Genomic DNA, 25,141 nt, shown 5'->3' on the forward strand with positions numbered 1-25,141 from the left:
GCAGGTCAAAGGGCTGGTGTGATCCGTTCTCGTGGTGCTCGTGCTGGTCGCGGGCGGGAGTCTGCAGACAAGATCGTCCGTCAGCGGTCGACTTCGAGGTTCGTCAGGACGAGCAGAGCACGCAAGAGTTGGGTAGCGCGGGCGGGATCGGTGCGGAGCTTGGTGAGGGTCCGCCAGTTCTTCAGGTGGGCGAAGCCGTGCTCGACCGGTGCACGTCCGACGGCGAGGACCCGATTGGCTTCCTTCTGGCCCGGGGTGAGCTTGTGGGTGCGGGTGGCGGTGTAGCCGGTGACGATCACAGGGTCAAGTACGTCGTTGTCCAGGCCGCGGAAGCCAAGGTCTGCAAGGGCAACGAGACCGGCGCCGCGCAGGTGGGCCAGGATGTGGTCGTGGCGGGCGGCCGTGTTGTCGTGGGTGCGGCCGGTCCGGGCGGCCGAGATCCAGATCAAGCGGCCGTTTTCGTCGGTCAGGGCGAGGAAGTGCAGGCCGTGGCTGCGGTGCTTGCCGGAATAGTTCCGCCGGTCGGCCCTTCCGGTGCGGCGCTGGGTGCGGATGAGGGTGCCGTCGATCAGGACCACCTCCCCGCCCTGCTTGACGACTTTCTTCAGGGCGCGGTCCAGACGCGGTGCCTGGGCGGCGAGCAGCCCGATCAGCTCGTCGCGCCAGCGGCGGACGGTGGACTCGGACACATCGTTGCCGCCAGCCATGTCGGCCAGGCGCTGGTCGTGGCGCAGTACGGCCAGGATAATCACCGCGATCTTCCCCGGCGGCAGGATCCGCCACCGGGACCCAATCGCCTTCAGATGGCCGCAGCAGATCGGCGAGGTGGTTGACGGTACGCGTGGACAGTGACAGACGGCACTGGTAGACAAGCGGGCGGGTGTCCTCGGCGCGGTCTTTGGTATTCGTCACACAATTCCAACGGCCGTCGGGGGCGCCCGGGTTACGCCCGTGCCGAGCCCCTCCGAGCGGCGGCGTTCCTGGTCACAGGCGCGTGGTGAACCGGCCGTCGGGCAGTTTCCGCAGCCAGCCGCGATCGACGAGTCGGACCAGCTTGCTGCGCAGCGGTTCCAGCTTGGCCCGCACGCTGACGTCCACCCCCACCACCTCGCCGACCTCGCGGGCCATCACCGGTCCGGCGGCCTGCCGCACAACGGCGAGGATGCGCTGATAGTCCGGCGGCAGCGCGCTCTCCTCCACGCCCAGTTCGCGGTGCGGGACCAGCATCACCGCCCGTCCAGCCACCTGCCCGGGCACCGGTAGGTCCGAGGCGCGTTCCTCGGCGAGCTGCTCGGTCATCCGCTCAAGGACGCGTTCGGCGACGGCGAGCTCGTCCCGCTCGATCCGTACCTCTGCCAGCTGTTTGGCCAGCCGTTCTTCGAGTTCGTCCAGTTCCACGCGTCGCGCGGTGATCCGTTCCATCAGCTCGGGATCCAGCATGCATCGGATCGTAGAGGCCGCCCCGGCTACAGCGCGCAGGAACTGGCTCTTCGGCACTTTCGGTGAAGCTGCCGAAGAGCCAGCGCTACGGGGCCGTGGACTCCTCAGATGCGCTGTGCGGTCAGCCTCTCTCCATCTGTCCCAAGGACCAGAACGTTCCTGGCGATACCGTCCCGGCCACGGTCACCGTCCCACCACTCGACGAAACTCTGGGCAAGCGATTCAGATCCAGGATTTCCGGGCCCTGCCGAGTAGTCCGTGCTCAACTCAACGTCATAGTCCTTCTCGGTCAATTGGGCTGTGACCAGCATGCGGACGTGGTCGACTTGTTGCGCCTCACCCTTGGCGCGAGCCCAGGCACGGAACCGCTCCAGCATTTCTGCATCCGTGGCCCGCCTGGTCACGGGACCGGCGGGCAACTGCTCAGGGGCGTTGGCGACGCCGTTGAGGCAGCCCCGCACCCAGGAGCCACGATCCGTCTCGGCGGCGCTGCCGGCCTGCAGGGCCCGGCGCGTACAGCCGCCCCATACGGTCTCGCGCACGGCCGCCCCCTTGCCCGAGGAGTCGTAGACGGCCTTGCCCGCGGTGTATCCAGCACGGTAGGCGGCAACATACTCAGGTACGGCAGACGAGCGGGACTCCGACACAGAGCCGTCGAAAGGCTTACCGCTGCCGCAACCGACTAGGCCAATTAACGCGGCGACAGTCATACCGAGTACACGGCCTGAGCGATGATTCATTACTCCCCCTGGGTGCGGACTGTTACCCAATATGAGATGGCATCCCGGGCCCATTGGTCGCACCAGTCGAGCCCGGCTTCGCCCACCTGAAGAACTGGCGGACCCTCACCAAGCTCCGCACCGATCCCGCCCGCGCTACCCAACTCTTGCGTGCTCTGCTCGTCCTGACGAACCTCGAAGTCGACCGCTGACGGACGATCTTGTCTGCAGACTCCCGCCCGCGACCAGCACGAGCACCACGAGAACGGATCACACCAGCCCTTTGACCTGCGACTTCAAGTTGGCGAAGGCTCATGGCGGTGCTCCTCGGTGTGCGTACAGCCCTATTCCATCATGTGTTCGATTTGTGGCGCGAGTGTGTGCAGGTCACCGGCCATACGGCGGGCTGCTTGTGGCCCGCCGCACCCGCGGCGGGGGAGACCTTGGCGGGCCGGGTAGGGGTGGGGTGGATGGTGACGCATCCGGAGGCCGCGAGCAGCGCGGCGAGGAGCAGGGGCAGGGACCAGCCTCGCATGCCGCCACCGTGCCGAAGCCGGCCCTGGCACTGGCCCTGACGGCCCCGCCGGGCCCCTTTGGATGATCCACGGCCGTCCCGCCGGGCCGTGTAGAGCCGGCCCGGCCGCCGAGTTCGGTCACCTCATCGAACAGGGTCGATGCCCACAAATGCGGGTCGTCGGCCAGGCGTTGGCGGCAGTAGGCCAGGAACGGGACGAACGCGTCCAGCCCTCGCGTCGCTCGCCAGGGGTCCGCTCGCCGTTCAGTAGGCACGGATCGTCTTGCGATCACAGCCCAGATGCCGTGCGATCGCAGAGATCGTCCATCCCTGACGACGCAGAGCATGAGCGGCCACGTCTTCCTCCCGAGTGAGCATTCAGGCCCCCGAACAGGCCGAACTCCTAGACGAGTAAGTCCGAAGTGCTGGTCAGTGGTCGTAGGCGATGAGTGACCTGGTTAACGGTGTTCCGTTGGCCCGGTTGTGCCAGATCGCCGCGGTCAGGGCCAGGATCCGTTGCCCGACGCGGGCCAGGACTCCGGCTGGGGTCCTGGCTCCGTGGCGTTCGAGGTCGAGCTGGCCCTTGAGGGTGTCGTTGACCGACTCGATCAGCTGGCGGACCGGCTTGAGCAGGTGCTCGCCGGGCCGGGGTGTGCGATTGCGGTAGCTGGGCCGGAGCAGGGTCAGGCCGTGGTCGGTCATGAAGGCGTCGAGGTGCTTGGAGACGTAGCCCTTGTCGCCGATGACGGTCTGCCCGGGGTGGGTGGCCAGCAGATCGGCGTCCTGGGTGAGCATGCCGGCCAGGACTTCCCGCTCGTCCGTTTTCGGGTTGGCCAGGGCCCAGGCGACCGGGAGTCCGCCGGGGGTGCAGAGCAGGTGCAGGCGAAGACCCCGGAAGAACCGCGAGTGCGAGGGGCAGTAGGAGTAGGCGGCCCAGCCGGCCAGGTCGGACCGCTTGACGGTGGGCCGGGACCGGGCGCACTCCACCGGGGTGGAGTCCACGATCCACACGTCGTCGTGCCACAGATCGGTGTCCCGGGCCAGGGTTCGGATGAACCGGCCGATCAGTCTGTTCGCGGCCTGCAGGCGCTTGTTGTAGCCGGACTGCCCGGGCCTCGGAGACGAAGCCGAGCACGGCCTGCATCACCGCAAGCGTCAACAGCTCGGCATCCGTCAGCCTCGGAGGACGGCCCGGCCGCCGCGTTCCTGCCAGAGAGTCATCGATCCTCACGTACAGTGCTGTCGCGAGGGTTTCGAGGTTTGTCGTCACAAGCGAACCAACGAGACCCTCGCTTCATGCGCTCGAAGACTTCGGACTTACTCGTCTAGCTCACGCAGGCTCTCCAAGACACGCCGACACCAGTTCGACACGCCGGGAGGATCACACAATAGATGGGGAGATCAAGAGAGCAGGTTTGCCCCACCCAGAGCGACAAGTGGGGAAATCCAAACCTCCCCATCAGCACACCGCCGGCATCGCGGCGGACGGTGATGAGCAGGCCTGCCGGTGGATCGCCGTGCGGCATGCCCCCGACCACCGCCACGCCCGCACGGACGGGGTAGCGGTGACGTCGGCTGCCGGGCGACGTTTGAGGACTCAGGCGGCACCGCTGACGCGAGTGACGACGCGGGCGGCCGAGGGCCGGGTCGTCAAGACCGTGCCGGCGCCGACCACCTGCGCCTTCGAAACGAGCCGGCTCTGTAGTCGCACACGGGCTGGTGCAGGGGGTCAGGCGCGGCGGGAGCCGATCCGGAAACGCAACTCGCCTGCGGCCCGGCAGATGTCCTCGCTCTGATTGGTGTCCTCGAGGAGCCCGAGGAGCACCATCAACGTTGCAGACGGGGTGCCGGTGACGCCGTCAAGGAGGGTGTCCAGCAGGTCCAGTGCCTCGTCCATGCAGGGGACAACGCTGCACAGGCCCGGACGTCACCTCGGGGGGCACTGTCCGCGTACTCGCTTGAGTGCACCACCCCGTACGAAGTTGTGTGCGCCACTGGTCAGGCTACGTCGGTGTCCCGCTGGATTGCCTGAAGGCGGTTCTTGAGGCGGTAGCTGTTGCCGTTGGTGGAGACGACCTCGCAGTGGTGCAGGAGCCGGTCGAGGATTGCGGTGGCGAGGACTTCGTCTCCGAAGACCTGGCCCCATTCGCCGAAGGTCTTGTTCGAGGTCAGGATGATCGAGCCCTTCTCATAGCGCTTGGAGATGACCTGGAAGACCAGGTTCGCCTCGGCCCGCTCGAGCGGCTGGTAGCCGACTTCGTCGACCACGAGGACGGCGGGGCGGAGGTAGCTGGTGAGCTTGCTCATCAGCCGGCCCTGGTCCTCGGCGGCTTTGAGGTGACGGACCATGTCGTCGAGGCTGGTGAAGTAGATCGAGTAGCCCGCTCGGCAGGCCGCGACCGCGAGAGCGACGGCGATGTGGATCTTGCCGACTCCGGGCGGCCAAGACCACCTTCAGCCGCCTCCCTGCCACCCCGAACGGACAACAGCAGACTCACGGCCAGCACCCCATCGCCGCCCCGAAAACGGAGCACCTTCATTCGTACGAGGTGGCGCACGTCCACGGCCCTGGCAAGATTTCCGTGAAGCTGGGGTGTGCGACTGTCTGTCGGTGACACTCCGTTACTGGTAGTTGCGTCGGAGTATGGCCATGTGGATGACGCGGTGGCGGAGCAGTGGGACTCCGGCGCGGCCGGCCATGATCCGTTTCTGAAGCTTGAGGTCGGTGATGCGGCCTTCGTTGACGCCGGAGCTGAACGGGGTGGTGATGCCCTGCACGACGGCGGGCTGGTCCTCCCGGATGGCGCTGGCCAGGCTGGCCAGGGGCGGGAGGCGTGATTGTGTGAGGTGTTCGAGCCAAGCCGGTAGCGGGGCGGCGTCGCGGGTGTCGAGCATGGCGGCGAACTGGCGCACCAGATCGTGGGTGCGGTCCAGTTCCGGGCAGTGCTCGAACAGCCGGCGGAGTCCCTCGGAGGCATGCAGGCTGCGTCGGGAGGGTGTGGTGGTGATCCATCGGGCGACTTTGCGGGGCGATGGGGGTCGCTCGCGCGGCGTGTCGATCGGCAGGCCTCGACGCAGCGGTGCGACGGCCATCTTGATCCGCTGGTAGTGGCCGCGGTAGCCCTTGGCGAGGAGTTCTTGGTGCAGAACCGTGGCGTTGTGCTCGCCTTCTTCCCAGCGTTGTTGCAGGTGCTCCAGGTAGGGGTCGAGTTTGGTGGGTCGGCGGGGCCGGGTGTTTCGTACGCATTCCTGCCAGGTGGCTGCTCGGGCGTACTTGCTCACGGTGCGGCGGTTCAAGCCCAGCTCGCGGGCTATGGCGTTGAGCGATCGGCCGGTGCCGGTCACCGCGTGCACGGCCTCGAACAGTCGCTTCGCATGGCGTCGGGCCGGGGTATCGGCCTCGTCGGACGGTCTCACAGGCTCGGCCTGTGACGGCGCTGCTTCGGGCTCGGGCACCGCAGCCGGAAGACAGCCGCGGTGGGCGGCGGCGATGTCCCCGACCCGCTTCGACAGCCCCTGCCACAGGTGAAAGCGGTCGCTGACCTGCACCGCCTCCGGAGCGCCCTCGGTGATGCCCTGTCGGTAGACCAGCGAACCGTCCCGGCAGACGACCTCAACACCGGGGTGCGTCCGCAGCCAGGCGGCCAGTTGCTCCGCCTCGCGTCCCTCCCACAGCTCGATCGGCAACCGGGTCCCCGCATCCACCAGCAGGGTGCCGTAGACGTCCGCATACAGCGCGAAGTCGTCCACGCCCAGGACCCGCGGCGTCGCAGCCTGCGGAAGAGGTAGACGCATCAGGTGGAACAGCACGCTGGTCCGCGACATCGGCACCTTCAGGATCTGCAGCAATCGGGCGCCGCCGCGACCGGCGAGCAGCACGCCGGCCATCTCCACCAGATGCTGCAGCAGAGGGCTCCGGCGCCGGTAGCGCCCGGTCAGCCCCTCGACCTGCTCGGCGAACGTCCGCCGGCCGCAGCCCGGGCTGTCACAGAACAACCGCCGCACGGAAAGTTCGATCAGCACCGGACGCCCACCGACAGCCACATCGGCCAGCGTGCGGCAGTAGCGGCTGTGCAACCGCGCGGAACCGCGGCCGCAGTCCGGACAGACCACCGTCGATTCGCGCGTGCAGGCCGCAACGCGGACCACGCCGCCATCCACCCACACCCGCTCCACCCGCACCGCACCGAGGTGCGGAGACACAATCCGTACGAGGTCATCACACTTGCCGACTGTCCCGCTGCCCATGACGGAGCGTCACGGGCGCACGGTGGCACACCCCAGCTTCACGGAAATCTTGCCAGGGCCACGTCCACTTGTACGTCGACACCACCGGCCAGTGGACGCTGGCGTCCGCCTCGTCGCGGCGGGTCAACGGGCTGGAGGCCACCCAGACCGAGCGGCGCTTCGACCTCGTCGAACTCGGCCCGTTCCGCTACGGCAGCTCGGCCAACATCGCCGCCTGGGTCCGCCACCTGACCGGAGTCGAGAACGCACTGCGTCTGCTTGACGCCCGCCCCGGCATGCTGAGCACGGGAACGATGCCCGAGTACCTCTACGAACGCACCGGCGGTGTTGTCGGCCTCCTTGAACGGTTGATCGAGGACGGCTGCCGCGAGGCAATGGACTGCGGACAGGAGCACCTGACCGAGGCTCTCTTGGACGCCATCGCCATCGATCTCGACGGCTCACCTGCCCGCGATGCCGGCGCCGGCGAGGTTCCGCCCGTCCCCTCTCGCAAGCGGGCCATCGCCAAGCGGGGCCGGAACACGGTCTTCGACGACCGGGGGCCGGCGGGGGAGGCGGGATGAACCGCACCACGGTCACCCCCTTGCCGCGGAGCCTGGACCCTCTGCCCGGCGAGTCCCTCACTGGGTTCCTGCTCAGGCTGAGCTACCGCCTCGCAGTGCCCCCGGCCGATCTGATGCGCCGGACAGGACTGAGCCAAGGGTCCACCTACGTCAGCCCCGTCCTTTCCACCGGACTGACAGCGACAATGATCGAAGATTTCTCCGTGGCAACGCGGCTCTCCCGGGCAGAAGTCGAAGCTCTCACGCTCCGGCCCCTTGCCCGTCACTTCCCTCCGGTCCGGCAAGCACTCCAAAGAGCAATGAAACTGCATTGGCTTTTCGGGAAGGTCAACCGGTACTGCCCGCGCTGCCTCGCAGGCGACGACTCCCTCATCCAGCAACGATACGGAGGGACTTGGCATGCGCTCTGGCGGCTGCCTGACGTATTCCTCTGCATCGAGCACCGCTGCTTCCTGGAACACCTCTGCCCTGCATGCGGTCAGCCCATCACTGGAAACAAGAACCGACGCCTGATCTCTCGCAGTGCCGCAGTCGGGCTGCACCCCGCTCAGTGCCGGGCCTCTGTGGCATCCACTTCGGGGCAATGGTCTCGCGGGCAATTCATCGCGATCTGCGGCGCCCAGCTTGATCGGTTCACACCACGAGATGCACCCAGCCAGCAGCACATCGATCTGCAGGCTCGGATTCTCGCGAAACTCGATCCTCACTACCCGGCGGAGCAGTCGGCGAGGTACTTCACGGAGCTGCATCTGCTCAGCTCGCTCGTCATCGCGACATGGCCGGCAGGCAGCCTCAAGGCCCCGGACCCGACGACCATGACCACCGACCGGGTCCTGGCCGAACGTCGCAGCGGAGAAGAAGAAAGCCCTGCCGCTTTCACCTCAAATGCCCCTCCCGTCGAGGCGCGGGCTTGCGCCGCGATCCTCCTGAACGCAGACAGCATTCACAGTGCTCCCGACAGGTCCACCGCGATCTCCCCGCTCATGCCGACCTACGAATCAGGCGGTCGCAGGGCGCAGCGTTACAATACCTGGGAATTCTCCTTCAAGGCTGCCCGGCAGGAGTGCTCGCCTGAATTTCAGCGAGCGGCAGTAACAACACACAGGCCAGAAAGGCCGCAGACGCCCTCACCCCCAAGCGGATTTCCGCCCTCACCATGTTCCCGCCTTCTTGCTGGACGAATGGACTGTCCGCTACTTCACCGGCTTCCCAGGCGTCGCCCCTGATAGCTTGCGTCGCTCCGTCGCCGTGTTACTAGTCCAACGAGCCAAGGGCGGATCAGCCCCCGAGGCAGCACAATTCCTGGGAATCAATCAAAGCGGCAAGCACATCGGGTTCATCACAACTCTCACACGACACCTGCGATCACTGGGCCTGCTGGACAAGTTCCATTCAGCAATCGATTCCTTGGCAGAAGCGCTACCAAAAACATCTCTGATCAACTATCGCCGACGTCGAGAGGCCATGCTCGACTGGGCGCTCCAGACCGATACATGGCATGACCTGCTCGAACGGACACCTATGCCTAGAGCACAACGCGACATCGCCGGCGACGACGGGAAGCGGCTGTCCTGCTCGATCTACGTCTGGGCGCAGGTCACCAAGGGCGAGCAGCGATTCGCACCCTGTCCACCCGGAGCCCGGAGCGACCCAGGGCGGCACTACCTCACACGCGGAGGCAGTACGGGCTACGCAGCCCTCAAGTGCACGCTCGACACCCACGCCAAGCACCTGTCCGCAGCGATCGACGCCGGGCACTCAACTGGCCAGATTGCGCACTCACTGGACAACTAGGTGTTCTGTCCACGGAGGTTCGAGACCTGCGTATCGAACCTCCGTGGACAGAACACCTAGCCGCCGATGGTCGGCGGCGATGCGCATAGTCGATCGCGCGGCTGCTGAGCTCGATGGCCAGGCCGCAGAGAGCAATGCCTATCAGACGAGGCCGCCACATTCGCCGTCGCAGCAAATGTAAACTTCGCCGTCGAACTCCAAGATTTCACAGCCTTCGGTCAACTCCCCATCGAACCTACGACTCGCGAGAGGCTTTCCGGAAAGCTCGAAGGCGCGAGCCGCAGATGACTTAAGCTGGGTGCACAGGCCCAACAAGAACTCCACATCCTGGCGCCGATCACCTGGTTTCTTGAATCTGAGCCGAACGGCTGGGTATTTAACTGTTTCACACGAGAGGAACCTGAGATGCGTAACAGATTCCAACAGCTCGATCGGTAGAGGGATCCAGTCAATTCGAGGACAGCCGAGCGCTCTGGAGAACCCGATGAGCACGGAAGAGCCTTCAATGCACTTCACAACGCCGACGACTTCTAGAGCTTCCGCACCCTTAGACTCAACGGATTGCCCAGCTTCATGTTCCGTCAGCTCATTGTTCGCCAACCTGGCCACAAAATCACTCGGAGCATAAATGTTCATGTTGGCACTCAATTCTACTTGCCGGAAGAAGCATTGCAATCCTGAAGCGCCAACCACACGCTAATGCAAGCGTGCCTGGCCTGCATCCTGAGTGGAGCTATAGCGCGAGAGGCCACGACCAGAAGTAGCCCGCCTGCTCTCCAGGCGGCCCATGACTTACCGGCCGACAGCATCCCCAACCGTCGCAAGTGGGCAGACGCGGGTTCCATCAACGCGTCCGCCGATCAGTTCGGCGACTCAGAGCTCAGCTGGCCAAGCCCAACGCTCACTGGACAATTAGAGCGCTCCTTACCTTGTTGGCGGGTTGATTCCGGTCCTTCGTACGATCGGGAGACCCAGGGGCCTGGGTGTGGCTTTAGCGCGCTCATGCCGTGGTTGTGGCTTTGACTGATTGGCCGCCCAGTGCCCCGCGACGACACGGCCACTCATTGGGATGAGCGAACAGAGATCGCTTCGTAAGGACACGTCGGCGTGGTCGTCTGCAGGGACCAGTCAACCGATCGGCAAGGGAGGCTCGGGTGCCCGAGCTCTGGGCGGGGACGGATGCCGGCAAGGCCGCGCATCACTGCACGGTGATCGACACGGACGGGACGAAGGTGCTCTCGCGCCGGGTGCCCAATAACGAGCCCGAGCTCTTGGAGCTGATAGGCGATGTCCTCGCACTGGCCGAGGACAGCCCGGTGACCTGGGCCGTCGACTTGAACGCTGGCGGGGGCGCTCTGCTGATCGCTCTCCTGACCGGCCATGGTCAGCGACTGCTCTACATTCCTGGCCGGACCGTCCATCACGCTTCCCGTGGCTACCGCGGGGACGGCAAAACTGACGCGAAGGATGCCTACGTCATCGCTGACCAGGCACGGATGCGCCGGGACCTGCAGCCGCTGCAGGAGTGGGACGAGACCGCGGTGGACCTGAAGATCCTCACCGCCCGCCGCTACGACCTCGCCGCCGACCGCACCCGTGCCATCAACCGGATGCGAGCACAGCTCCTGGAGTACTTCCCCGCTCTCGAGCGGGCCTTCGACTATGCCGCCTCCAAGGCGGCACTTGTCCTACTGACCGGCTACCAGACGCCGGCTGGCCTGCGCCGGCTCGGCCCCAGTCGGCTCGCGACCTGGCTGAAGAACCGCAAAGTCCGTGGCGCCCAGGCCATGGCCGATGCGGCCGTCGCCGCGGCCCAGGCCCAGCACACCGCCGTGACCGGGGAGAGCACTGCCGCGGCCGTGGTCAACGCCCTGGCCAGGACCGTGCTCGCTCTGGACGACGAGATCGCTGACATCGACGCGCAGATCGCGGTTCGTTTCCGAGAGCACCGCCACGCGGAAGTCATCCTCAGCATGCCCGGGATGGGCCCTTTGCTGGGGGCGGAGTTCATCGCCTGCACCGGCGGCGACATGGACGCCTTCGGCAGCGCGGGCCGGCTTGCCGGCGTCGCCGGTCTCGCACCGGTCCCGCGGGACTCCGGTCGCATCAGCGGCAACATGCGCCGACCACACCGCTACCACCGCCGGCTCCTGCGGGTCTTCTACCTCTCCGCCCAGATCGCTGCCCGCTTCTGCCCCACGTCCAAGACCTTCTACGACCGCAAGCGAGCCGAAGGCAAGAGCCACAAACAAGCAGTCCTTGCCCTCGCTCGCCGCCGCCTCGACGTTCTGTGGGCCCTCATCCGCGACCAACAAGTTGATCACCAGTTCGCTGGAGGCCGTGGGGAGGAGCTGCTGTGACAGAGATCGAGGTCCCGGGGCCTGAGCCCGACTGGCAGCCGGCTACACAGCCGCCGTACTACACCGGCAGAAATCCCGCCCATCAGTACAGCGTCTGGGAGCACTCCGCCCCGCTATTCCAGATGATCGGAGTGCTGGCGCTGCCGGTGCGGCCCGTGGCCCAGCGGCTGCGTCTGCACGTGGAGCGGTCGTGGGACGGGCTGGACGACCTCGACGTCGTACTGTTCCGGCTGAAGGGATTCAGCTTTGCGATCAGCAAGCATGACGGCAATCCGGTCGGCGTCTCGTATGTCTGGCTCACCCAGCCGCACGAGCAAGCCGACAAGGCCCTGGACACCCTCCTAGAGGTAGTCGGGATCGGGGAGGACGCCGTCGCATTCCGCGGAGACGCTCACGAGGACCCAGCAGAGCGGACCGCCACGGCGCAGGATGCTGGCTCTCCGGATGAAGTCACTGACGTCACCTTGCCGACCTCTCTTTGGGCAAGGTTCCGGCGTGCCATCGGCAGGACCCAGTAAGCACCTTCGACGCTTGACCACGGTCATTGGGAATCGGTCACGGCGACTCGCATCGGTGGTCGCCGTGACCGATCTGCCGCTCAGTGGTCAGTCTGGCCAGATAACCCGCACGCTTCGGGGCTGCCACGGACGAGACGAAGCGGCAGCCCCGGGGGGACCGGCTACGGTGCTCCGGTCACGCCTGGCTCTGTGCTCCTGTTCCTCCGTCTTCTTCGCCTAGGTCACCGGCCGCCCTGCAGGATGCGCAGGACCTCCCGAGCCGTGCGCCGGCTTCTCCGGGCGTCCAGGGCCAGCCTCTGCAGGTGGTCATGGTCGGTGGCGCACTTGTTCCAGAGCTGCCGGTCCATATCGCGGGGGCGTTCTCGTGGCAGAAGGGACCCCAGGCCAGATTCGGAGGGGATCGCTATGCCGTCGAGGAAGCGTTGAAGCCATCCGGCTGAGACCCCCTCGCCTCGCTGTGTGCCTTCTGGCCACCAGTACATGAAGTGGGGGCGGTACGTCTTGACCCAGTTGTTCAACGCCTCGGTGAAGCGCTCCTGCTCGGGGACCGGATCGAGTTGAACAGGAGTCGTCGGGGGCTCCGTGCGGCTCCTGCGCGCCTTCTCCAACTTCGCCCGTCTCGCGAAAAGCCATGTGATGTCGGCGGAGCGAGTCCTCCTCCGTGGAGCTTCGACCATCAGGATCTGCTCGAGCAGCAGCTGGCTGGGGAGCCGTTCGCCCGCCAGCACCGCGTACACCGTGGAGCGGGAGATCTCCTGCCACAGAGTGATCTCCCGCACCGAATAGCCGTTGCTACTGACCGCGTCCCGCAGCCGCTCGGCGAACTCCGACAACTCGCCGGAATCGGGGCTAACTGGCTTCCAGTGTGCGGTCATTGCCTCTCTCCTGATGTCCCGTGATGTCCTGCGACAACTAGTGATTCAGTAGCGTGCCATCCGCGGCACTCGGCCGTCACCGGAAACGGCGACGGCCCCCTGCGCCAACAGGGAGCCGCCTTCACGAATGCATGGACGTACTCGACCGAAGGAGAAGTCATCCACACCAACGACGACCGTATGCGCAAGCACGACCCGCAGCCAAGGTCTGACCAGCCAGGAGCAGCCCGACGGCTGGCCGGTACAGCTGCTGAAGGCCTTGTGAAGGGGGCTGCAACGTCCCTCGGGGCGCTGCTCGTTTCCGCCGGAATCCTGTGGTGGAACACCCACCACTGACGTAGTCGGCGGGGCGCCGAGTCCGTTTACGGCGCTGGTGCCCCGCCGACGCATCATGGCCGCTGTGGACGGTCACGCATTTCCCCACCCGGAACGTCACGTAATGGGCCACCGGGACGACGGTCTCACGACCGTGGTGTGCATGGGGACGACGACCGTGTGTCAAGATCCCCAAAGTCCCCGGGCGTTCCAGGCCACCTGATGTCTCCATCCAACCCGTGACTGCTGGGTGAACCGTTCAGGCGGGCCAGGTGCCGAGTGCGTGGGCCAGGCGGTTGCTCTGCTCGCGGGTGATGCCCTGGGCGAGGCTAGTCCCGCACCGCGGACTCATGTACCCGTCACAGTGCAGAATTCCGAGGAAGGGCTCTTGGCTGGCCGAGAGCGGAGAGGTAGCAGGAAGCGTCCATTCAGCCGGCTCCCACAAGGGGTGGTCGGCGAGGAGCGCTACCGCGAGAGGCGGGGCCAGCGCAGTGGGTACACCCGCCTGCGCCAGAGCGCCGCCGAGCACGGCTGCGGCGTCCTCTGGCAAGTCCTGGTCGCCGAGGGCGGGCAGCAGGAGGAGCAGGCGCGCATATTCGGCGTGGACTCCTGGAGCGTTGAGGTCAGGGGTGCGGGCGATGTGGTGGAGCTCTCGCCAAGACAAGCCGGGGCCAGCCTGGTGGCCGCTGACGGTGGCCAGGTGGCCGTGCCGTCCCCACTCGGGGTGGGTGATGAAGTACTCCGTTTCCGGGTCGTCGGGAAAGTTGCGTCCGAGGACCAGCGCGGTGTGGCCATCACCAAACGGGATCCGGAAGACGGGCCAGTGATCCGCGTCGCCGAGCGCATCGCAGGCCGCATCGGCATCAGCCCCGTCAACACCGAACGGATACAAAGAAGCGTCGTGCTCCTCGGTCTGGCTCAGCCACATCAGGTAGGCCGCCCAGAACCCCGGCAGCGCCAGCAGTTCCTCCCCCGCGACAATCGGGGTGTTCTCGAATCCCTTGATCAGCACTGGTCCAGACTCTCACCCGCCTACGACAGCCCGTACACGGCTCGGTGGCTCCACCAAGCGGTGCTGTCTCTCTTCGACCCACGCCTCAGCTCCAGTGGGGAATTACGTGACGCTGATCATGAAGATCCTGGGGAATTGCGTGACCGCTGACAGCCGCCTCCCGCTTCCGGGCCATGATCTATATTCGCCGCGTCCTGGACCTGGTGCCATCGGCCGACCAGCGGCGGTGGCGTTCGTAGACGGTCTGCCAGGATCCGTAGCGTTCGGGCAGGTCACGCCAGGGAATCCCGGTCCGTGTCCGGTAGAGCACCCCGTTGACCACGGTCCGGTGGTCGGCCCACCGCCCACCCGGCCCGCCGGTCTCCGGCAGTAGCGGGGCTATGCGATCCCACTGAGCATTCGTCAGTTCATGCCGACGCACGATGACCGACTCTTGCCCGGAACGGCAGCAGATCCACCACCCCGGGCAAGAGCCATCAGACACCGCCTAGTGGTAGGCCCAGAGGTAGTAGTAGCCGTCGGTGTGCGGGCCGCGGCACTGGGTCGGCCATCCCGTGGCGTAGGTCAGCTCGTTGGCATCCCAATTGCACTCGATCGCCCAGTAGTACCTGGCCCCGGTGTACTGCCACCGGGGCGCGGCGGTAGCGGCGTCGCCGACGGTGCTCGCCTGCACCGCCACGTGCGGAGCGACCCCGCCCGAGGATCCCGAGGGTGCCGCTTGCGCCGGAACGGCCATAGCGCCGACAGCCAGTGCCGCCCCCACCCCGATAGCAGCCAGTTTCTTGCGAATGCCCATGCTTCTCCTTCGTCGTGGGCCGGCCACGCCAGGCGGCGGGCGGCCGAATGTGCATGCTCTTCATGCACTCGCTTTCGCCGCTTTCCGCGGCAGGGATCGGGCCTTGGCGAGCATCCTCTGCTTGACCACTGAGCTGGACTCATACGTCTCAGCAGCGGCTGCTGTAGTCCCCCTCGCTTCCGTGCATCGTGACGGGCGCCCGCGTGACCGATCAGGTACACCCTGCGCCCAGCCCGGTGCGGAGTTCGACTCGTTTCGGCCTGTCCCGAAACGAGAGCGATGGGAAGGATCACCAGGGGAGAGGGGGATGTCGTGCTACGGGTTCACTTCACTGTCGAGGACCTGGCGCAGGTGCAGGTCACGGTGCTGGGGCCGCTGGCAGAGACGCAGCTGAGCCTGCAGACTGTGCAGCGGCGTGACCGTGAGGCGCTGTTCGGTGGTTGGCGTGCGCGTACCGGTCCGCAGATCGGCGCCGATGGGAGGGAAACGGCGCGGTTTCTCAGCTCTTCTGCTGGGGGCCTGGTCGATCTGTTCACTCTCGTGGGCGCGGTGGGCTGTATGGACGAGGGGATAGAGCGGCTGATCAGTGCGTCGGACCGGCGGCTGCGCGCGGAGTTCTCCGTACTTCCGCGCGCGAGTACGCGGCGGGCACCGTGGCTGGCCGAAGCGATGGATGGCGACCCGCGGACGGTGCGAAGGATGGCCGTCGCGTTACAGGGCTGGAGCCGGGTGGCGGTTGACCCGTACTGGGGGCGTATCGACCAGCACCTGGTGGGGGAGGTGGCCCGGCGTGGGCGGCTCATGGTGCAGGGCGGGGCAGGGGCACTGCTGGACAGTCTGTGCCCGATGGCCGTGTGGCAGCCCCCCGTGCTCGAGATTCCGGGCTATCGGCCCCTGATCCACCCGGAGGCCGACTTCCACTTGGGGGGCCGTCCGTTCATTCTGGCCCCGTCGGTGTTCTGCGAGCCGGTTCCACAGCTGTTCGCCAGCCCCCAGGCCGAGACGGTCGTCATGGTGTATCCGGCTCTGAACAACCCGGTCCACGCGGCTGCCCTTTGGGCTTCCCCCACGGATATGCGCCAGGTCGATGCCCCGGTACCGCCAACTCTATCCGCACTCCTCGGCCGTACCAGGGCAATCGTGCTGTGCGTGATAGCCGACCATCCTGCGTGCACTACTACGCAGCTCGCGCAGCTGGCGGGCATATCACCGGCCAGCGCCAGCGAGCACGCCACCACCCTGCGCAGCGCCGGGCTGACCGCTTTGACCCGGCAGCGGAAGGTCGCCCTGCACACGCTGACCCATCTCGGCCTCACCCTGCTAAACACCAACGGTTCCGTAGCATGCGGGCTAGCCGCACCCGCAAGGGTCTATGCGCACCCTGGAGTGCCGTTTCTTCGGTGAATCCGCGCCCCCGCCCGAGTGACGGGCCCGCGGCCCGCCTTCCGGACAGGCTGACGGGGGGCTACAACCCTGGGCGTGATCAAGAACCTGCTGCTGCGCGGCCTGCCCGCGCTCGCCCTCGCCGCCCTGCCCCTGCTCGCCACCGCCGCTCCGGCCTCCGCCGACGGCCCGGCCTCGGCCGTCACCCGGCCCGCCAAGTCGGACACGACGTCCCTGTTCGAGGGCATCGACCGCATCCCCGCGGCCGCCGAGTCCCGCGACGGCTACGTCCGCACCGCCTTCAAGCACTGGAACGCCGGCGCCATCGCCGACGACGGCTGCAACACCCGAGCCGAAGTTCTCCTCCAGGAAGCCGTCGACTATCCCGAGATCGCCCCGGGCTGCAAGCTCACCGGCGGACGCTGGTTCTCCCCGTACGACGACACCTGGGTCACCGCAGCCACCGGCCTGGACGTGGACCATCTCGTCCCGCTTGCCGAGAGCTGGGACTCCGGAGCCTCGGCCTGGACCGCCAAGCGCCGCGAGGCCTACGCCAACGACCTCGCCACCCCGACCTCGCTGATCGCAGTCACCGCGAAGTCCAACCGCGCCAAGGCCGACAAGGACCCGGCCGAGTGGCTGCCGCCGACCACCACCTACCACTGCACCTACGTCACTGGCTGGGTCGAGACCAAGCTCCGCTGGTCCCTGACCGCCGACGACCGCGAGCGCGAGGCGCTCCTGGGCCTCGCCGAAGACTGCCCCGGCGCCACCGTCACCTACGAGACCGTCCCCTTCGACACCGCGAAGTAGACGCGCCCTTTCTACAGGGGCACGGCCAGACGGGATCCGATGCGAAAGCGCATCTCCCCGGCGGCATGACGGACCTCCTCGGGCTGCTCGTCATCGTCGAGCACTCCGAAGAGGATCGTCAGGGCTCGCGCCTCGTCCTCGCTGATCAGCTTCAGGCGCGGCTCGGTGACCCCGTCGAGGAGCACGTCCAGCAACTCGTCGTCCATACCCAGAACAACGCGAGACCGGTTCGGCCGTCACGAAAGCAGGCGGCCGAGCCAGGCATCCCGTCCTCGGCTCCCGGTCAGGGGTTGCGGACGACCGCCCCGGACACGAACCAAGCCGATCGAGTGGCGAGGCAAGCCGGCTCACGGCTCACGTTACGGGGCCTGATCCGGATGGCCACTCAACCAGGAACGCGAGGCCCTGCGTCTACTCCGAGGACGTGACCAAGTGTGGTGGTGAAAGCCCCGACTTCCTTACGGATCTGCTGTTCGGTGCTGTCCGGCGTCGCGAAATAGGCTGCTTGCTCCCCAGCCTGGGCCATCAGCGCCGGGCGCCGCTGCTGATACCCAGCCCACGCCCGGCGGTGGAGCTCCCGCGCGTACAGGAGTTCCTTTGCCTTCACGGACTCCGCCTTCAGCTGCTGATTGACCTCCCAGTGGAACCGCCACTGTGCCACCGCAACGTCCACGCTCATGGGCGTCACAGCAGGTCCGATCCGCCGTTCGGTCCCGTGGAGACCGTATGCGCGGGCGTGTGCGCGCCACGGGCTGGACAAGTCCTTCAATGCCTCGGTGAGCAGATCCCAACGCGGCTGCTTGGTCCGCTCACCCTCTTGAAGTAGGTGCTCGACAAGTCGGCGCTGATTCCTGGTCGCTGTGGGGTGGGCGAACTGCTCGATGACGGCCCGCGAGGACTTCTTGCGGGAGGCAATGCTGTGCAATCCGGTCTCCTCAGCCCATGTCCGAAGTGCCCGTCGAGCCTGGTTGACGGGGATCACCGAAGCACCCAGCGGGCTGGTCAGCCACATCTGGATCACGATCGGCATCATCGTCCGATAGGGCACCCGGCCCAGCGGTGAGTGACGCCTCGCCTTCATCAGCTCGGAGAACAGGCGCCGCTGCTCCGGGGGAAAGACGCGTGGGTCGCTGCCGCGCTGGGTGGACTTACGCGGCTGCGGACTGGCCAGCAAGCCGACTTCGACGTAGTCCTTGACCAGGCGGGGGCTGACCTGCTGCACCCCGAGCTGGCGGGCGTCTTCCACCAGGTCTTCCGTCGTACCGGGAAGCCAGTGCTGCTGAGGCTCTGTCACGTTCTGGAACGTACACCGAGATTCGCGCCTTCTAGCAGGACTGCACTCGGTGGCCCCCGGCAGGGTGATTGGTGTCCGAAACCGCCCCGCGCCGGTCATTCCTTGCCCAGGTCTTCCGGCACGGGGCCGATCCCTTGGGAGGGCTTTCATGTCCCACCGTATGCGCCGATCCGCTCACCACCCCCGACACCGCTGCCGACGTACCCGGCAGGACCTGCTCCGGGTCGGCACGCAGACGGTGCTCGGGGCCGTCGTCTCAGCCGCGATGACCACCCTGATTGGTGCGCTGCTGAACCTGCTCCATCACCGCTGAGCATCGCGGCCGCCACGGCGGAGTCCGAGCGCGACTACATCCGCGACCGGATGCTCGAAGGCCAGGAGAGCGCCCGCAAAGCCGGCCGCCACGGCGGGCGCCCCTCCATCACCGACGGGGACATGGCCACCCTCGCCAAGTTCCTGCACACCCAGGGCGTACCCGTCCCCGACATCGTGCAGCGGCTCACGATCCCCAAGGGGAAGAACGCGGGCAAGCGCCCGTCCGTACGGACCGTCCATCGCCTGCTCGGCTAGAGCGCTTTGCCGCGTACCGCGACCGCGCGGCGCGTTCGACGAGGCGCTGAACCCGCTCTATGGCATCAACCTCTCGGCCGCTGAGCGGACACAGGGAAAGCCGGTGCCTGCAGCAGGCACCGGCTCTCGAGCGGTCGTGCGCCAACACGGACCCGCGTTTTCCCTGCTCATGCCGTGGTTGGAGCCAATAGCGATCAGGGTTTCCTCCGCGCAGGCCGTACGGCCCGCGCCAGGTTCCGCATGGTCGCAGGAGCCCTTGCTTGCAAGCAAGGCCGATTGGGGCGCCCGTGCATCAACCGCCCGCTACCACGAAAGCCTGACATCTCAAGCATCCAGAGTGAGTCGCGTGTTGCCGCAGCTTAAAACGGCACGCGCGGATGTACGGCGACCGCTTGTGACGGCTTTCACGATTCGACACGCGAGCCAGGCATGCATCAAACGGCACCGACATTGAGTGCGGATGTCGGAGCTGCGTGATGGGGCTGCCAACATCTATGTCCACAGACCACGCCGAGGGCGGCGCCAACCGCCCTGTGATCTGTACCCGGTTGGAGCCAATAGCGCGGTCCGGCGGCCTCGGTCGCCGGTCCCGCCTCATCAGGAGTACGCGTCATGCCCCAGAACAACCCTGCCCTGCCCTGCGAGATCCAGCAGCCCATTCCTCGTCGGCTGCACGCCCCGGACGCCGTCGTCATCATCGTCATCGTCCTGACCGCAGCGGCGCTGAACATCCGGGGTCTCCCCGTCACCGATGTCCTGCAGCTGCTCGCAGGCGCGAGCCTGCTGGCGATCGTGCTGGTAGGGCTCAGCACCTCAGCGCCCGCACGTGCACTTCGGCTCGCCCTCCGGGCCGCCGCAGCTGGCGCCACCGTCTGAGGCCGCAGCCATGGGACGCCCCGAGAAGCCGATCGGCACCGACAACAAGGCACTGCGGGAACTCGCCGAGTGGCTGCGCGCGCAGCGACGGCGCATGGGTCAGCCCAGCTACCGTGCGCTGGCCTCGGGGACCGGCGTGCACGCCACGACCCTGCAGCGGGCCGCATCCGGAGAATCCGTACCCAAGCTCCGTGTAGTCCTGCTCTACGCCTTCGCCTGTGACGCATCCGCAGACACTGCGGAGGCGCTGTGGAAGGAAGCCCGCTACGTCGAGGCCCGGGCCCGGCGCGGTCGCGGCCCCCACCACAACGTCAGCCCTCCGGCCCTGGTCCGGGACTTTGCCGATCTCAGCACGCAGCTGCGGCATCTCTATGAGCGTGCGGGGTCGCCCACGCTCCGGGAGATGGAACAGCGGGCTGGCGGGTTCGGGCTGCTGCCCCGCAGCACAGCCCACCGGATCGTGCACCGCCGGGCGGTACCGCATTCGGCCGCCCAGTTCCGGGCCTTCCTCCGCGCCTGCCAGGTACCCGAGGCAGCACTGCCGGCGTGGGACGAGGCATGGAGTCGTGCATGGCGCCACGAGAAGCGCGACACGCTCGAAGCCGCCCCGTTCACCATCCCGCTCAGAGACGGGAACAACATCATCTGGAGCAAGGCCTACATTCGGGAGAACCGGTTCGCAAGCAGAGTCAGACTTTTCGGCTTCGAGACGCAGGCCCGTCAGATTCCCGTGGAGCTCAGCCGCGATCCCGCAGCACGGAGCAGGCGCCTTCGCCGCCGTGGTGGCGGCCATCACCGCCCCGTACAGCGGTCACTCCTGCCCGGTTTCCCCGACGAGTAACAGGGGCCCGGGGGGCGAGGAAGACTTCCTCGCCCCCCGGGGCGGTGCCACGGCAGGTCCCGTCAGCCGGGGCAGACCGCCGCGCTCACTCACTCGGATCAAGCAGGAAACGACGTACCCGGTCTGCTGGAGAGGGGCTCGGTGGTCTGGCGCATGGGAAACGAATCTGCCCCGTGATCACGTGGAGTGATCGCGGGGCAGGATAAGCGGGTCGGTCAGTTGAACTGAAAGGCGCTTTCCTCGGCGTCCTCGAAGAGCTTCACGATCTTTTCCCTGAGCAGCAGCATGCTGTCGAGCCTGGTGATGAACTGGGCCTTCAACCAGCGCTCAGCTTGTTCTTTATGGTCGGGTCGGCTGACTGTCCGTGACGACTGTTACGGTCGCGGCTGTGACTGAGCGGCTTCCTGAGTTCCCGTACCACCCCGACCCCGTCGCCACGGGCGTGGTCGTTCCTTCGGATATGGGGTGCCGGTAAGAACCGTGTCACCAGCCGCAAACGGCGGTGATCACTCCTTGGGTTTGGTCGGCCGCGGCAGCTCGGCCGTGGTGGTCGCCTCGGCGAGCGCCTGGCGGCCGCCCTTCAGCTCGGGCACGTAGTTGTAGATGGTGTTGCGGGAGACGCCGAGCAGCTTCGCGATCGAGGTCACGGTGTTCTCGGGGCGGGTGAGCAGGTCGCGGGCGTGACGTACTTGCTCCGGCGTCACGGCCGGCGGGCGGCCGAGGCGGGCGCCGCGGGCGCGGGCGGCGTCCAGGCCCTCGTTGGTGCCCTGCACGATGAGTTCGCGGATGAACTCCGCGAGGGCGGCGAAGACGTGGAAGACCAAGCGCCCGCCGGGCGTGGTGGTGTCGAGTGCCTCGTGCAGCGAGGTGAAGCCGACGCCGCGCTTGCGCAGGCCGGACACGATGGCGATGAGGTCTTGGATGGAGCGGCCGAGCCGGTCGAGCGACGGGACGACGAGGGTGTCGCCGGGCCGCAGGTAGTCGAGGGCCTTCCAGAGTTCTTCGCGCTCGGCGTTCTTGCCGGACTTCTTGTCCGAGAAGATCCGGCTGCATCCGGCATCGGTGAGCGCGCAGATCTGCCGGTCGAGCAGTTGCCTCTTGGTGGACACACGTGCGTATCCCACAAGGTCACCGGTGCGTATGGCCGGAACGGGGGCGAGGAGATCGGCGGTGTCGTCGTCCGGAGGCTGCTGCACCCCCAGATCGTACAGAAAGGGGTCATGCCGAAGTTCTTGAGCATGCCGACTTTTTGACACCGTTTTGTGGGCATGATCCGGCGCCGACTCGGCCGCAGACGTACGCTTACCGATCTTGCTCATCAATCGGTCGATTGATCAACACTTCTGCTTTTGCCTTCTACTCGCCAACTGGCCAGGGCCTTCCGGGTGCGGAGGGTGTCGGGGTGGTCGGGACCCAACACCCGTTCCATGTCGGGCAGCAGCTGCTCATAGGCGGTGGCGGCGCCGACCGCATCCCCCGCCTCCCCCCGGAGGACCGCGAGGACCTCCCGGGTGTCGAGGGTGTAGGGGTGGTCGGGTCCCAGCACCAGCAGCATCTGTTCCAGCACTGATTCGCAGGCGGTGGCGGCGCCGACCGAATCCCCCGTCACGCCCCGCCAGTGAGCAAGGGCGGCCCGGGTGGCGAGGGTGTAGGGGTGGTGGGGTCCCAGCACCAGCAGCATCTGTTCCAGCACTGATTCGCAGGCGGTGGCGGCGCCGACCGGATCCCCCGCCTTGCCCCGCCAGTGAGCAAGGGTGGCCTGGGTGCCGAGGGTGAGGGGGTGGTCGGGTCCCAGCACCCGCTCCCTGTCGGGCAGCAGCTGCTCATAGGCGGCGGCGGCGCCGACCGCATCCCCCGACTCGCCCCGGAAGTGGGCCTGGTTGTGCCGGGCGTTGAGGATGTAGGGGTGGTCGGGTCCCAGCACCGGCAGCATCTGTTCCAGTACTGATTCGTAGGCGGTGGCGGCGCCGACCGCATCGCCTGCCAGTCCCCGCCAGCCGGCGAGGGTGTTCCGGGTGTTCAGGGTGTCGGGGTGGTCGGGCCCCAGCACCCGCTCCCTGTCTGGGAGCAGCCGCTCGAATGCGGCGGCCGCGCCGATCGCATCCCCCGACTCGCCCCGCCAGTAGGCGGCAATGTGGCGGGTAGCGAGGGTGTCGGGGTGATCGGGTCCCAGGTGGTGCTGGGTGGTGTCGGCCAGGTGCTGGAAGTGGTGGAGGGCAGCCGTGACCTGGCCGGCCTCGCCGAGGCTCTTACCGGTGCGGAAGAGCACGGGGTGGGCGTCGGGCTGGTGCAGGGCGTCTTCGGCGTGGAGGGTGAGCGCTTCGGTGTTGGCGCGAAGGGCTTGGGCAAGGGTGGTGTCGCGTTCCACCTGGGGCCAGGCTGCGATCAGGGCGTCGGCGGCCGTCCGGACGAGTTGGCCGTGCTGGTCGGCGGAGAGGCTGTCTCGGACGGCGCGCTGGAGGAGTTGGTGGACGCGGACAGTGTGGTGTGGGCGGTTGGGATTGTGGTCGATCAGGCTCAGGCGGTGCAGCGCACGCAGCGCCTGAGCGGCGTCTGAGGGCGCGACCTCTCCGGCCTGTGTCTGTCCTGGGGCAGCAGTACGGTGCCGGCCAAGGTGGTTGAGGGCTGGCGGGCTGGTCAGAACGGTGGCGGGAATGCCGTTGGGGTCGAGCATCGCCACGAGCTGCAGCATGGGGCGGGCCAGACCCGTCGGCGGGAGTTGGTCGGCGCAATCGATAGACAGGGACCAAGCGGCGGCGGCGGTAGTGGCCTGGTCGTCAGGCAGCCCAGAGGGGTCGGGCAGCGCGTCGGTGAGGGTGTGCGCGCGGTCGGTCAGCCGGTGTCGGTAGGTGGCGCAGTCCAGGCCGACGTCGAGGAGGTAGGCGGCGGCCTGGGACAGCGCGAGCGGCAGGCATCCGAGGTCGTCGGCGAGGCCGGCGAGCTGGGCGGCGGGTTCGTTGCGGTCATGCGCGGCCAGGGCCGTGATGAGGTAGGAGGTGGCCTCGTCCTCGGTGAACAGGCCTACCGGTACCAGTTGACGGCCGTGTCCGGTGAGAGCGGCGTCACGGCGGCGGGTGGTGACAAGGGTACGGCCGTGCGTGCTGGCGGGGGGCCACAGGCCGCGGAGGTCGGCTGGGTCGGCGAGGTCGTCGAGTACGACCAGCCAGCGGTGCGCGGTGCCGGGCTTGGGCTCCAGCCAGGCCAGGAACGCGCGTGCGGCGAGCTCCGGGTCGGCGGGGTCGGAGCCGAGTACCTCGACCGCGGCCTGGGCGTAACCTGTGACGACCGCGTCGCGGGTGGCGGCGGTGACCCATACCAGCAGGTCCAGCTTCCCGGCCTGCCACTGGGTGCGGGCGTGGTGGGCAGCGAGCTGGGTCTTGCCGACTCCACCCAGGCCGGCCAATACCTGGCTGAGCACCACGGTGCCCTCGCCGTCTACCGTGTGCTCCAGTTGCTGGGCGATGGCACGGTCCTGGAAGCAGTCGGCTTGCCGGGGCAGTACGCCGACCTGGTGCGGCCCAGTCACCGGGGGACGTGATGCGGCGTAATAGTTGACCTTGTCGGCCTGGCCGACTGCGAAGCTGTGACCGAGGGCCGTGACACTTCCTGGTACGCCGATGGAGCCGGGTGCCAGGGGAAGGCTGGCCGGTCCGCTCAGTCCCCGGGCGGATCCGGCGTCGGAGGGGGGCTGATATGCGCACCCCCATGGATGACCCCGGCCGCGATTGAGCTGCCCTCGGCACGGATGTTTGTGTTCCCCCCTGTAGCCACTCCGCCCGGCCCGGCCGTCACCCGGACCTCTGGGACGTGCTCGGCTAGCAGGGCACGCAGCTGCGCGGCGGCTTGGTCGCGCTCTGCCTCGTCCAGGCTCTCCAGGAGAGCCTCGATGCGGGCCTGCCAGGAGGCCTTCTGTACAAGCCGCGCCCGCTCCACCTGGCCTGGGTCGGTGGTGTGCAGGGCGGTTGCGGTCTGGTCAAGGCGCTCCAGTTCCGCCTGCTCCCGCTGGGCGTCGCCCCGCCCGAACCAACGCGCTACCGCCTGCCGGAATGCGTTCCACGCATCTGTCCCCGCAGCCTGTACGACCGCGGTGCCGCCAGCTGCAGCCAGCGCCTCCACCAGCATCTTCCGGCCTCCTCGCCTGAGCGGCCTCTCTTAAAAACCGTAACGCCGCACGAGGCGCCCCGCAGGTGACGCGACGCGGGCGTAGAGC

At 67.3% G+C, this 25,141-nt stretch carries 26 protein-coding genes and 4 pseudogenes; 11 read left to right on the top strand and 19 right to left on the bottom strand.

The genetic code is table 11. The annotated features are described in order from the left end of the window. Positions 1 to 80: 80 nt before the first annotated feature. The 3 genes from AB5J51_RS41580 to AB5J51_RS41590 form a co-directional block, all read right to left on the bottom strand. The gene (locus AB5J51_RS41580; RefSeq protein ID WP_369780597.1) at positions 81 to 872 is read right to left on the bottom strand and encodes a transposase family protein; all 792 of its coding nucleotides are present in this window, start codon (positions 870 to 872) and stop codon (positions 81 to 83) included. Between the two features lie 112 nt (positions 873 to 984). Further along, positions 985 to 1,440, bottom strand: coding sequence for a hypothetical protein (locus tag AB5J51_RS41585; protein ID WP_199828221.1), 456 nt, complete (start codon positions 1,438 to 1,440; stop codon positions 985 to 987). Positions 1,441 to 1,544: 104 nt separating this feature from the next. Continuing rightward, positions 1,545 to 1,982 carry a hypothetical protein gene (locus AB5J51_RS41590; RefSeq protein WP_159047430.1) on the bottom strand — a complete coding sequence of 146 codons (438 nt, stop codon included), beginning with the start codon at positions 1,980 to 1,982 and terminating at the stop codon, positions 1,545 to 1,547. Positions 1,983 to 2,233: 251 nt separating this feature from the next. Here AB5J51_RS41590 and AB5J51_RS41595 point away from each other — a divergent pair, with 251 nt between their 5' ends. Further along, positions 2,234 to 2,371: a hypothetical protein gene (locus AB5J51_RS41595; RefSeq protein ID WP_369780599.1), complete on the top strand. Its 138-nt coding sequence runs from the start codon at positions 2,234 to 2,236 to the stop codon at positions 2,369 to 2,371. A gap of 140 nt (positions 2,372 to 2,511) precedes the next feature. On the opposite strand, the gene AB5J51_RS41600 is transcribed toward AB5J51_RS41595, so the two are convergent. The 6 genes and pseudogenes from AB5J51_RS41600 to AB5J51_RS41625 form a co-directional block, all read right to left on the bottom strand. Beyond that, complete coding sequence (locus tag AB5J51_RS41600; protein WP_369780718.1) at positions 2,512 to 2,694, bottom strand: hypothetical protein; 183 nt, start codon at positions 2,692 to 2,694, stop codon at positions 2,512 to 2,514. A gap of 107 nt (positions 2,695 to 2,801) precedes the next feature. After that, positions 2,802 to 3,051, bottom strand: a pseudogene (locus AB5J51_RS41605) (helix-turn-helix domain-containing protein); the annotation flags it as partial. 51 nt (positions 3,052 to 3,102) lie between these two features. Further along, positions 3,103 to 3,943, bottom strand: a pseudogene (locus AB5J51_RS41610) (IS982 family transposase). Positions 3,944 to 4,402: 459 nt separating this feature from the next. Next, positions 4,403 to 4,570, bottom strand: a complete 168-nt coding sequence (locus AB5J51_RS41615; RefSeq protein WP_369780601.1) for a hypothetical protein — start codon at positions 4,568 to 4,570, stop codon at positions 4,403 to 4,405. Between the two features lie 101 nt (positions 4,571 to 4,671). Then, positions 4,672 to 5,115: pseudogene (locus AB5J51_RS41620) on the bottom strand (ATP-binding protein); the annotation flags it as partial. A 180-nt stretch (positions 5,116 to 5,295) separates the two neighbouring features. After that, complete coding sequence (locus tag AB5J51_RS41625) at positions 5,296 to 6,876, bottom strand: ISL3 family transposase (protein ID WP_369776378.1); 1,581 nt, start codon at positions 6,874 to 6,876, stop codon at positions 5,296 to 5,298. A gap of 113 nt (positions 6,877 to 6,989) precedes the next feature. Here AB5J51_RS41625 and AB5J51_RS41630 point away from each other — a divergent pair, with 113 nt between their 5' ends. From AB5J51_RS41630 to AB5J51_RS41640, 3 genes are all read left to right on the top strand, one after another. Next, positions 6,990 to 7,484 (top strand): hypothetical protein, encoded by a 495-nt coding sequence (locus tag AB5J51_RS41630; protein ID WP_369780602.1) that lies wholly within the window; start codon positions 6,990 to 6,992, stop codon positions 7,482 to 7,484. Next, complete coding sequence (locus AB5J51_RS41635; protein ID WP_369780604.1) at positions 7,481 to 8,710, top strand: TniQ family protein; 1,230 nt, start codon at positions 7,481 to 7,483, stop codon at positions 8,708 to 8,710. The genes AB5J51_RS41630 and AB5J51_RS41635 overlap by 4 nt, the downstream gene beginning before the upstream one ends. 295 nt (positions 8,711 to 9,005) lie before the next feature. Then, positions 9,006 to 9,278 (top strand): hypothetical protein, encoded by a 273-nt coding sequence (locus tag AB5J51_RS41640; protein ID WP_369780605.1) that lies wholly within the window; start codon positions 9,006 to 9,008, stop codon positions 9,276 to 9,278. 141 nt (positions 9,279 to 9,419) lie between these two features. Here the strand turns inward: AB5J51_RS41640 and AB5J51_RS41645 are convergent, their stop codons facing one another. Next, on the bottom strand, positions 9,420 to 9,914 hold the full coding sequence (locus AB5J51_RS41645) for a hypothetical protein (RefSeq protein ID WP_369780607.1): 495 nt from the start codon (positions 9,912 to 9,914) through the stop codon (positions 9,420 to 9,422). Between the two features lie 518 nt (positions 9,915 to 10,432). On the opposite strand from AB5J51_RS41645, the gene AB5J51_RS41650 reads away from it, so the two are divergent. Further along, positions 10,433 to 11,638: an IS110 family transposase gene (locus tag AB5J51_RS41650; protein WP_369780608.1), complete on the top strand. Its 1,206-nt coding sequence runs from the start codon at positions 10,433 to 10,435 to the stop codon at positions 11,636 to 11,638. After that, complete coding sequence (locus AB5J51_RS41655) at positions 11,635 to 12,156, top strand: hypothetical protein (RefSeq protein WP_369780609.1); 522 nt, start codon at positions 11,635 to 11,637, stop codon at positions 12,154 to 12,156. The genes AB5J51_RS41650 and AB5J51_RS41655 overlap by 4 nt, the downstream gene beginning before the upstream one ends. 221 nt (positions 12,157 to 12,377) lie before the next feature. On the opposite strand, the gene AB5J51_RS41660 is transcribed toward AB5J51_RS41655, so the two are convergent. From AB5J51_RS41660 to AB5J51_RS41675, 4 genes and pseudogenes are all read right to left on the bottom strand, one after another. After that, complete coding sequence (locus AB5J51_RS41660) at positions 12,378 to 13,031, bottom strand: hypothetical protein (protein WP_369780611.1); 654 nt, start codon at positions 13,029 to 13,031, stop codon at positions 12,378 to 12,380. A gap of 574 nt (positions 13,032 to 13,605) precedes the next feature. Further along, complete coding sequence (locus tag AB5J51_RS41665; RefSeq protein ID WP_369780612.1) at positions 13,606 to 14,358, bottom strand: hypothetical protein; 753 nt, start codon at positions 14,356 to 14,358, stop codon at positions 13,606 to 13,608. Positions 14,359 to 14,551: 193 nt separating this feature from the next. Beyond that, positions 14,552 to 14,782 (bottom strand): annotated as a pseudogene (locus tag AB5J51_RS41670) (transposase); the annotation flags it as partial. Between the two features lie 63 nt (positions 14,783 to 14,845). Next, complete coding sequence (locus tag AB5J51_RS41675) at positions 14,846 to 15,037, bottom strand: hypothetical protein (RefSeq protein WP_369780613.1); 192 nt, start codon at positions 15,035 to 15,037, stop codon at positions 14,846 to 14,848. Positions 15,038 to 15,433: 396 nt separating this feature from the next. Here AB5J51_RS41675 and AB5J51_RS41680 point away from each other — a divergent pair, with 396 nt between their 5' ends. Both AB5J51_RS41680 and AB5J51_RS41685 read left to right on the top strand, forming a co-directional pair. Continuing rightward, positions 15,434 to 16,558, top strand: coding sequence for a winged helix-turn-helix domain-containing protein (locus AB5J51_RS41680; protein ID WP_369780614.1), 1,125 nt, complete (start codon positions 15,434 to 15,436; stop codon positions 16,556 to 16,558). 78 nt (positions 16,559 to 16,636) lie between these two features. Continuing rightward, on the top strand, positions 16,637 to 17,350 hold the full coding sequence (locus AB5J51_RS41685; protein WP_369780715.1) for an HNH endonuclease family protein: 714 nt from the start codon (positions 16,637 to 16,639) through the stop codon (positions 17,348 to 17,350). An 11-nt stretch (positions 17,351 to 17,361) separates the two neighbouring features. Here the strand turns inward: AB5J51_RS41685 and AB5J51_RS41690 are convergent, their stop codons facing one another. Both AB5J51_RS41690 and AB5J51_RS41695 read right to left on the bottom strand, forming a co-directional pair. Continuing rightward, positions 17,362 to 17,556 (bottom strand): hypothetical protein, encoded by a 195-nt coding sequence (locus tag AB5J51_RS41690; protein ID WP_369780615.1) that lies wholly within the window; start codon positions 17,554 to 17,556, stop codon positions 17,362 to 17,364. 179 nt (positions 17,557 to 17,735) lie between these two features. After that, the gene (locus tag AB5J51_RS41695; RefSeq protein WP_369780616.1) at positions 17,736 to 18,644 is read right to left on the bottom strand and encodes a hypothetical protein; all 909 of its coding nucleotides are present in this window, start codon (positions 18,642 to 18,644) and stop codon (positions 17,736 to 17,738) included. A 363-nt stretch (positions 18,645 to 19,007) separates the two neighbouring features. On the opposite strand from AB5J51_RS41695, the gene AB5J51_RS41700 reads away from it, so the two are divergent. The 3 genes from AB5J51_RS41700 (at position 19,008) to AB5J51_RS41710 (ending at position 20,931) form a co-directional block, all read left to right on the top strand. After that, on the top strand, positions 19,008 to 19,214 hold the full coding sequence (locus tag AB5J51_RS41700) for a hypothetical protein (RefSeq protein WP_369780617.1): 207 nt from the start codon (positions 19,008 to 19,010) through the stop codon (positions 19,212 to 19,214). 612 nt (positions 19,215 to 19,826) lie between these two features. After that, a complete protein-coding gene (locus tag AB5J51_RS41705) occupies positions 19,827 to 20,090 on the top strand; it encodes a hypothetical protein (RefSeq protein WP_369780618.1) in 264 nt (87 codons plus the stop codon). 10 nt (positions 20,091 to 20,100) lie between these two features. Continuing rightward, on the top strand, positions 20,101 to 20,931 hold the full coding sequence (locus AB5J51_RS41710; protein ID WP_369780619.1) for a hypothetical protein: 831 nt from the start codon (positions 20,101 to 20,103) through the stop codon (positions 20,929 to 20,931). Positions 20,932 to 21,437: 506 nt separating this feature from the next. Here AB5J51_RS41710 and AB5J51_RS41715 read toward each other — a convergent pair. The 3 genes from AB5J51_RS41715 to AB5J51_RS41725 all read right to left on the bottom strand — a co-directional run bounded on the left by AB5J51_RS41715 (position 21,438) and on the right by AB5J51_RS41725 (position 25,053). Beyond that, the gene (locus AB5J51_RS41715; RefSeq protein ID WP_369780621.1) at positions 21,438 to 22,127 is read right to left on the bottom strand and encodes a recombinase family protein; all 690 of its coding nucleotides are present in this window, start codon (positions 22,125 to 22,127) and stop codon (positions 21,438 to 21,440) included. A gap of 122 nt (positions 22,128 to 22,249) precedes the next feature. Further along, positions 22,250 to 24,457, bottom strand: a complete 2,208-nt coding sequence (locus tag AB5J51_RS41720) for a tetratricopeptide repeat protein (RefSeq protein WP_369780624.1) — start codon at positions 24,455 to 24,457, stop codon at positions 22,250 to 22,252. A gap of 128 nt (positions 24,458 to 24,585) precedes the next feature. Beyond that, positions 24,586 to 25,053, bottom strand: coding sequence for a hypothetical protein (locus AB5J51_RS41725; protein ID WP_369780626.1), 468 nt, complete (start codon positions 25,051 to 25,053; stop codon positions 24,586 to 24,588). Between the last annotated feature and the right edge of the window lie 88 nt (positions 25,054 to 25,141).

Source organism: Streptomyces sp. R33, assembly GCF_041200175.1.
Classification (GTDB): domain Bacteria; phylum Actinomycetota; class Actinomycetes; order Streptomycetales; family Streptomycetaceae; genus Streptomyces; species Streptomyces katrae_B.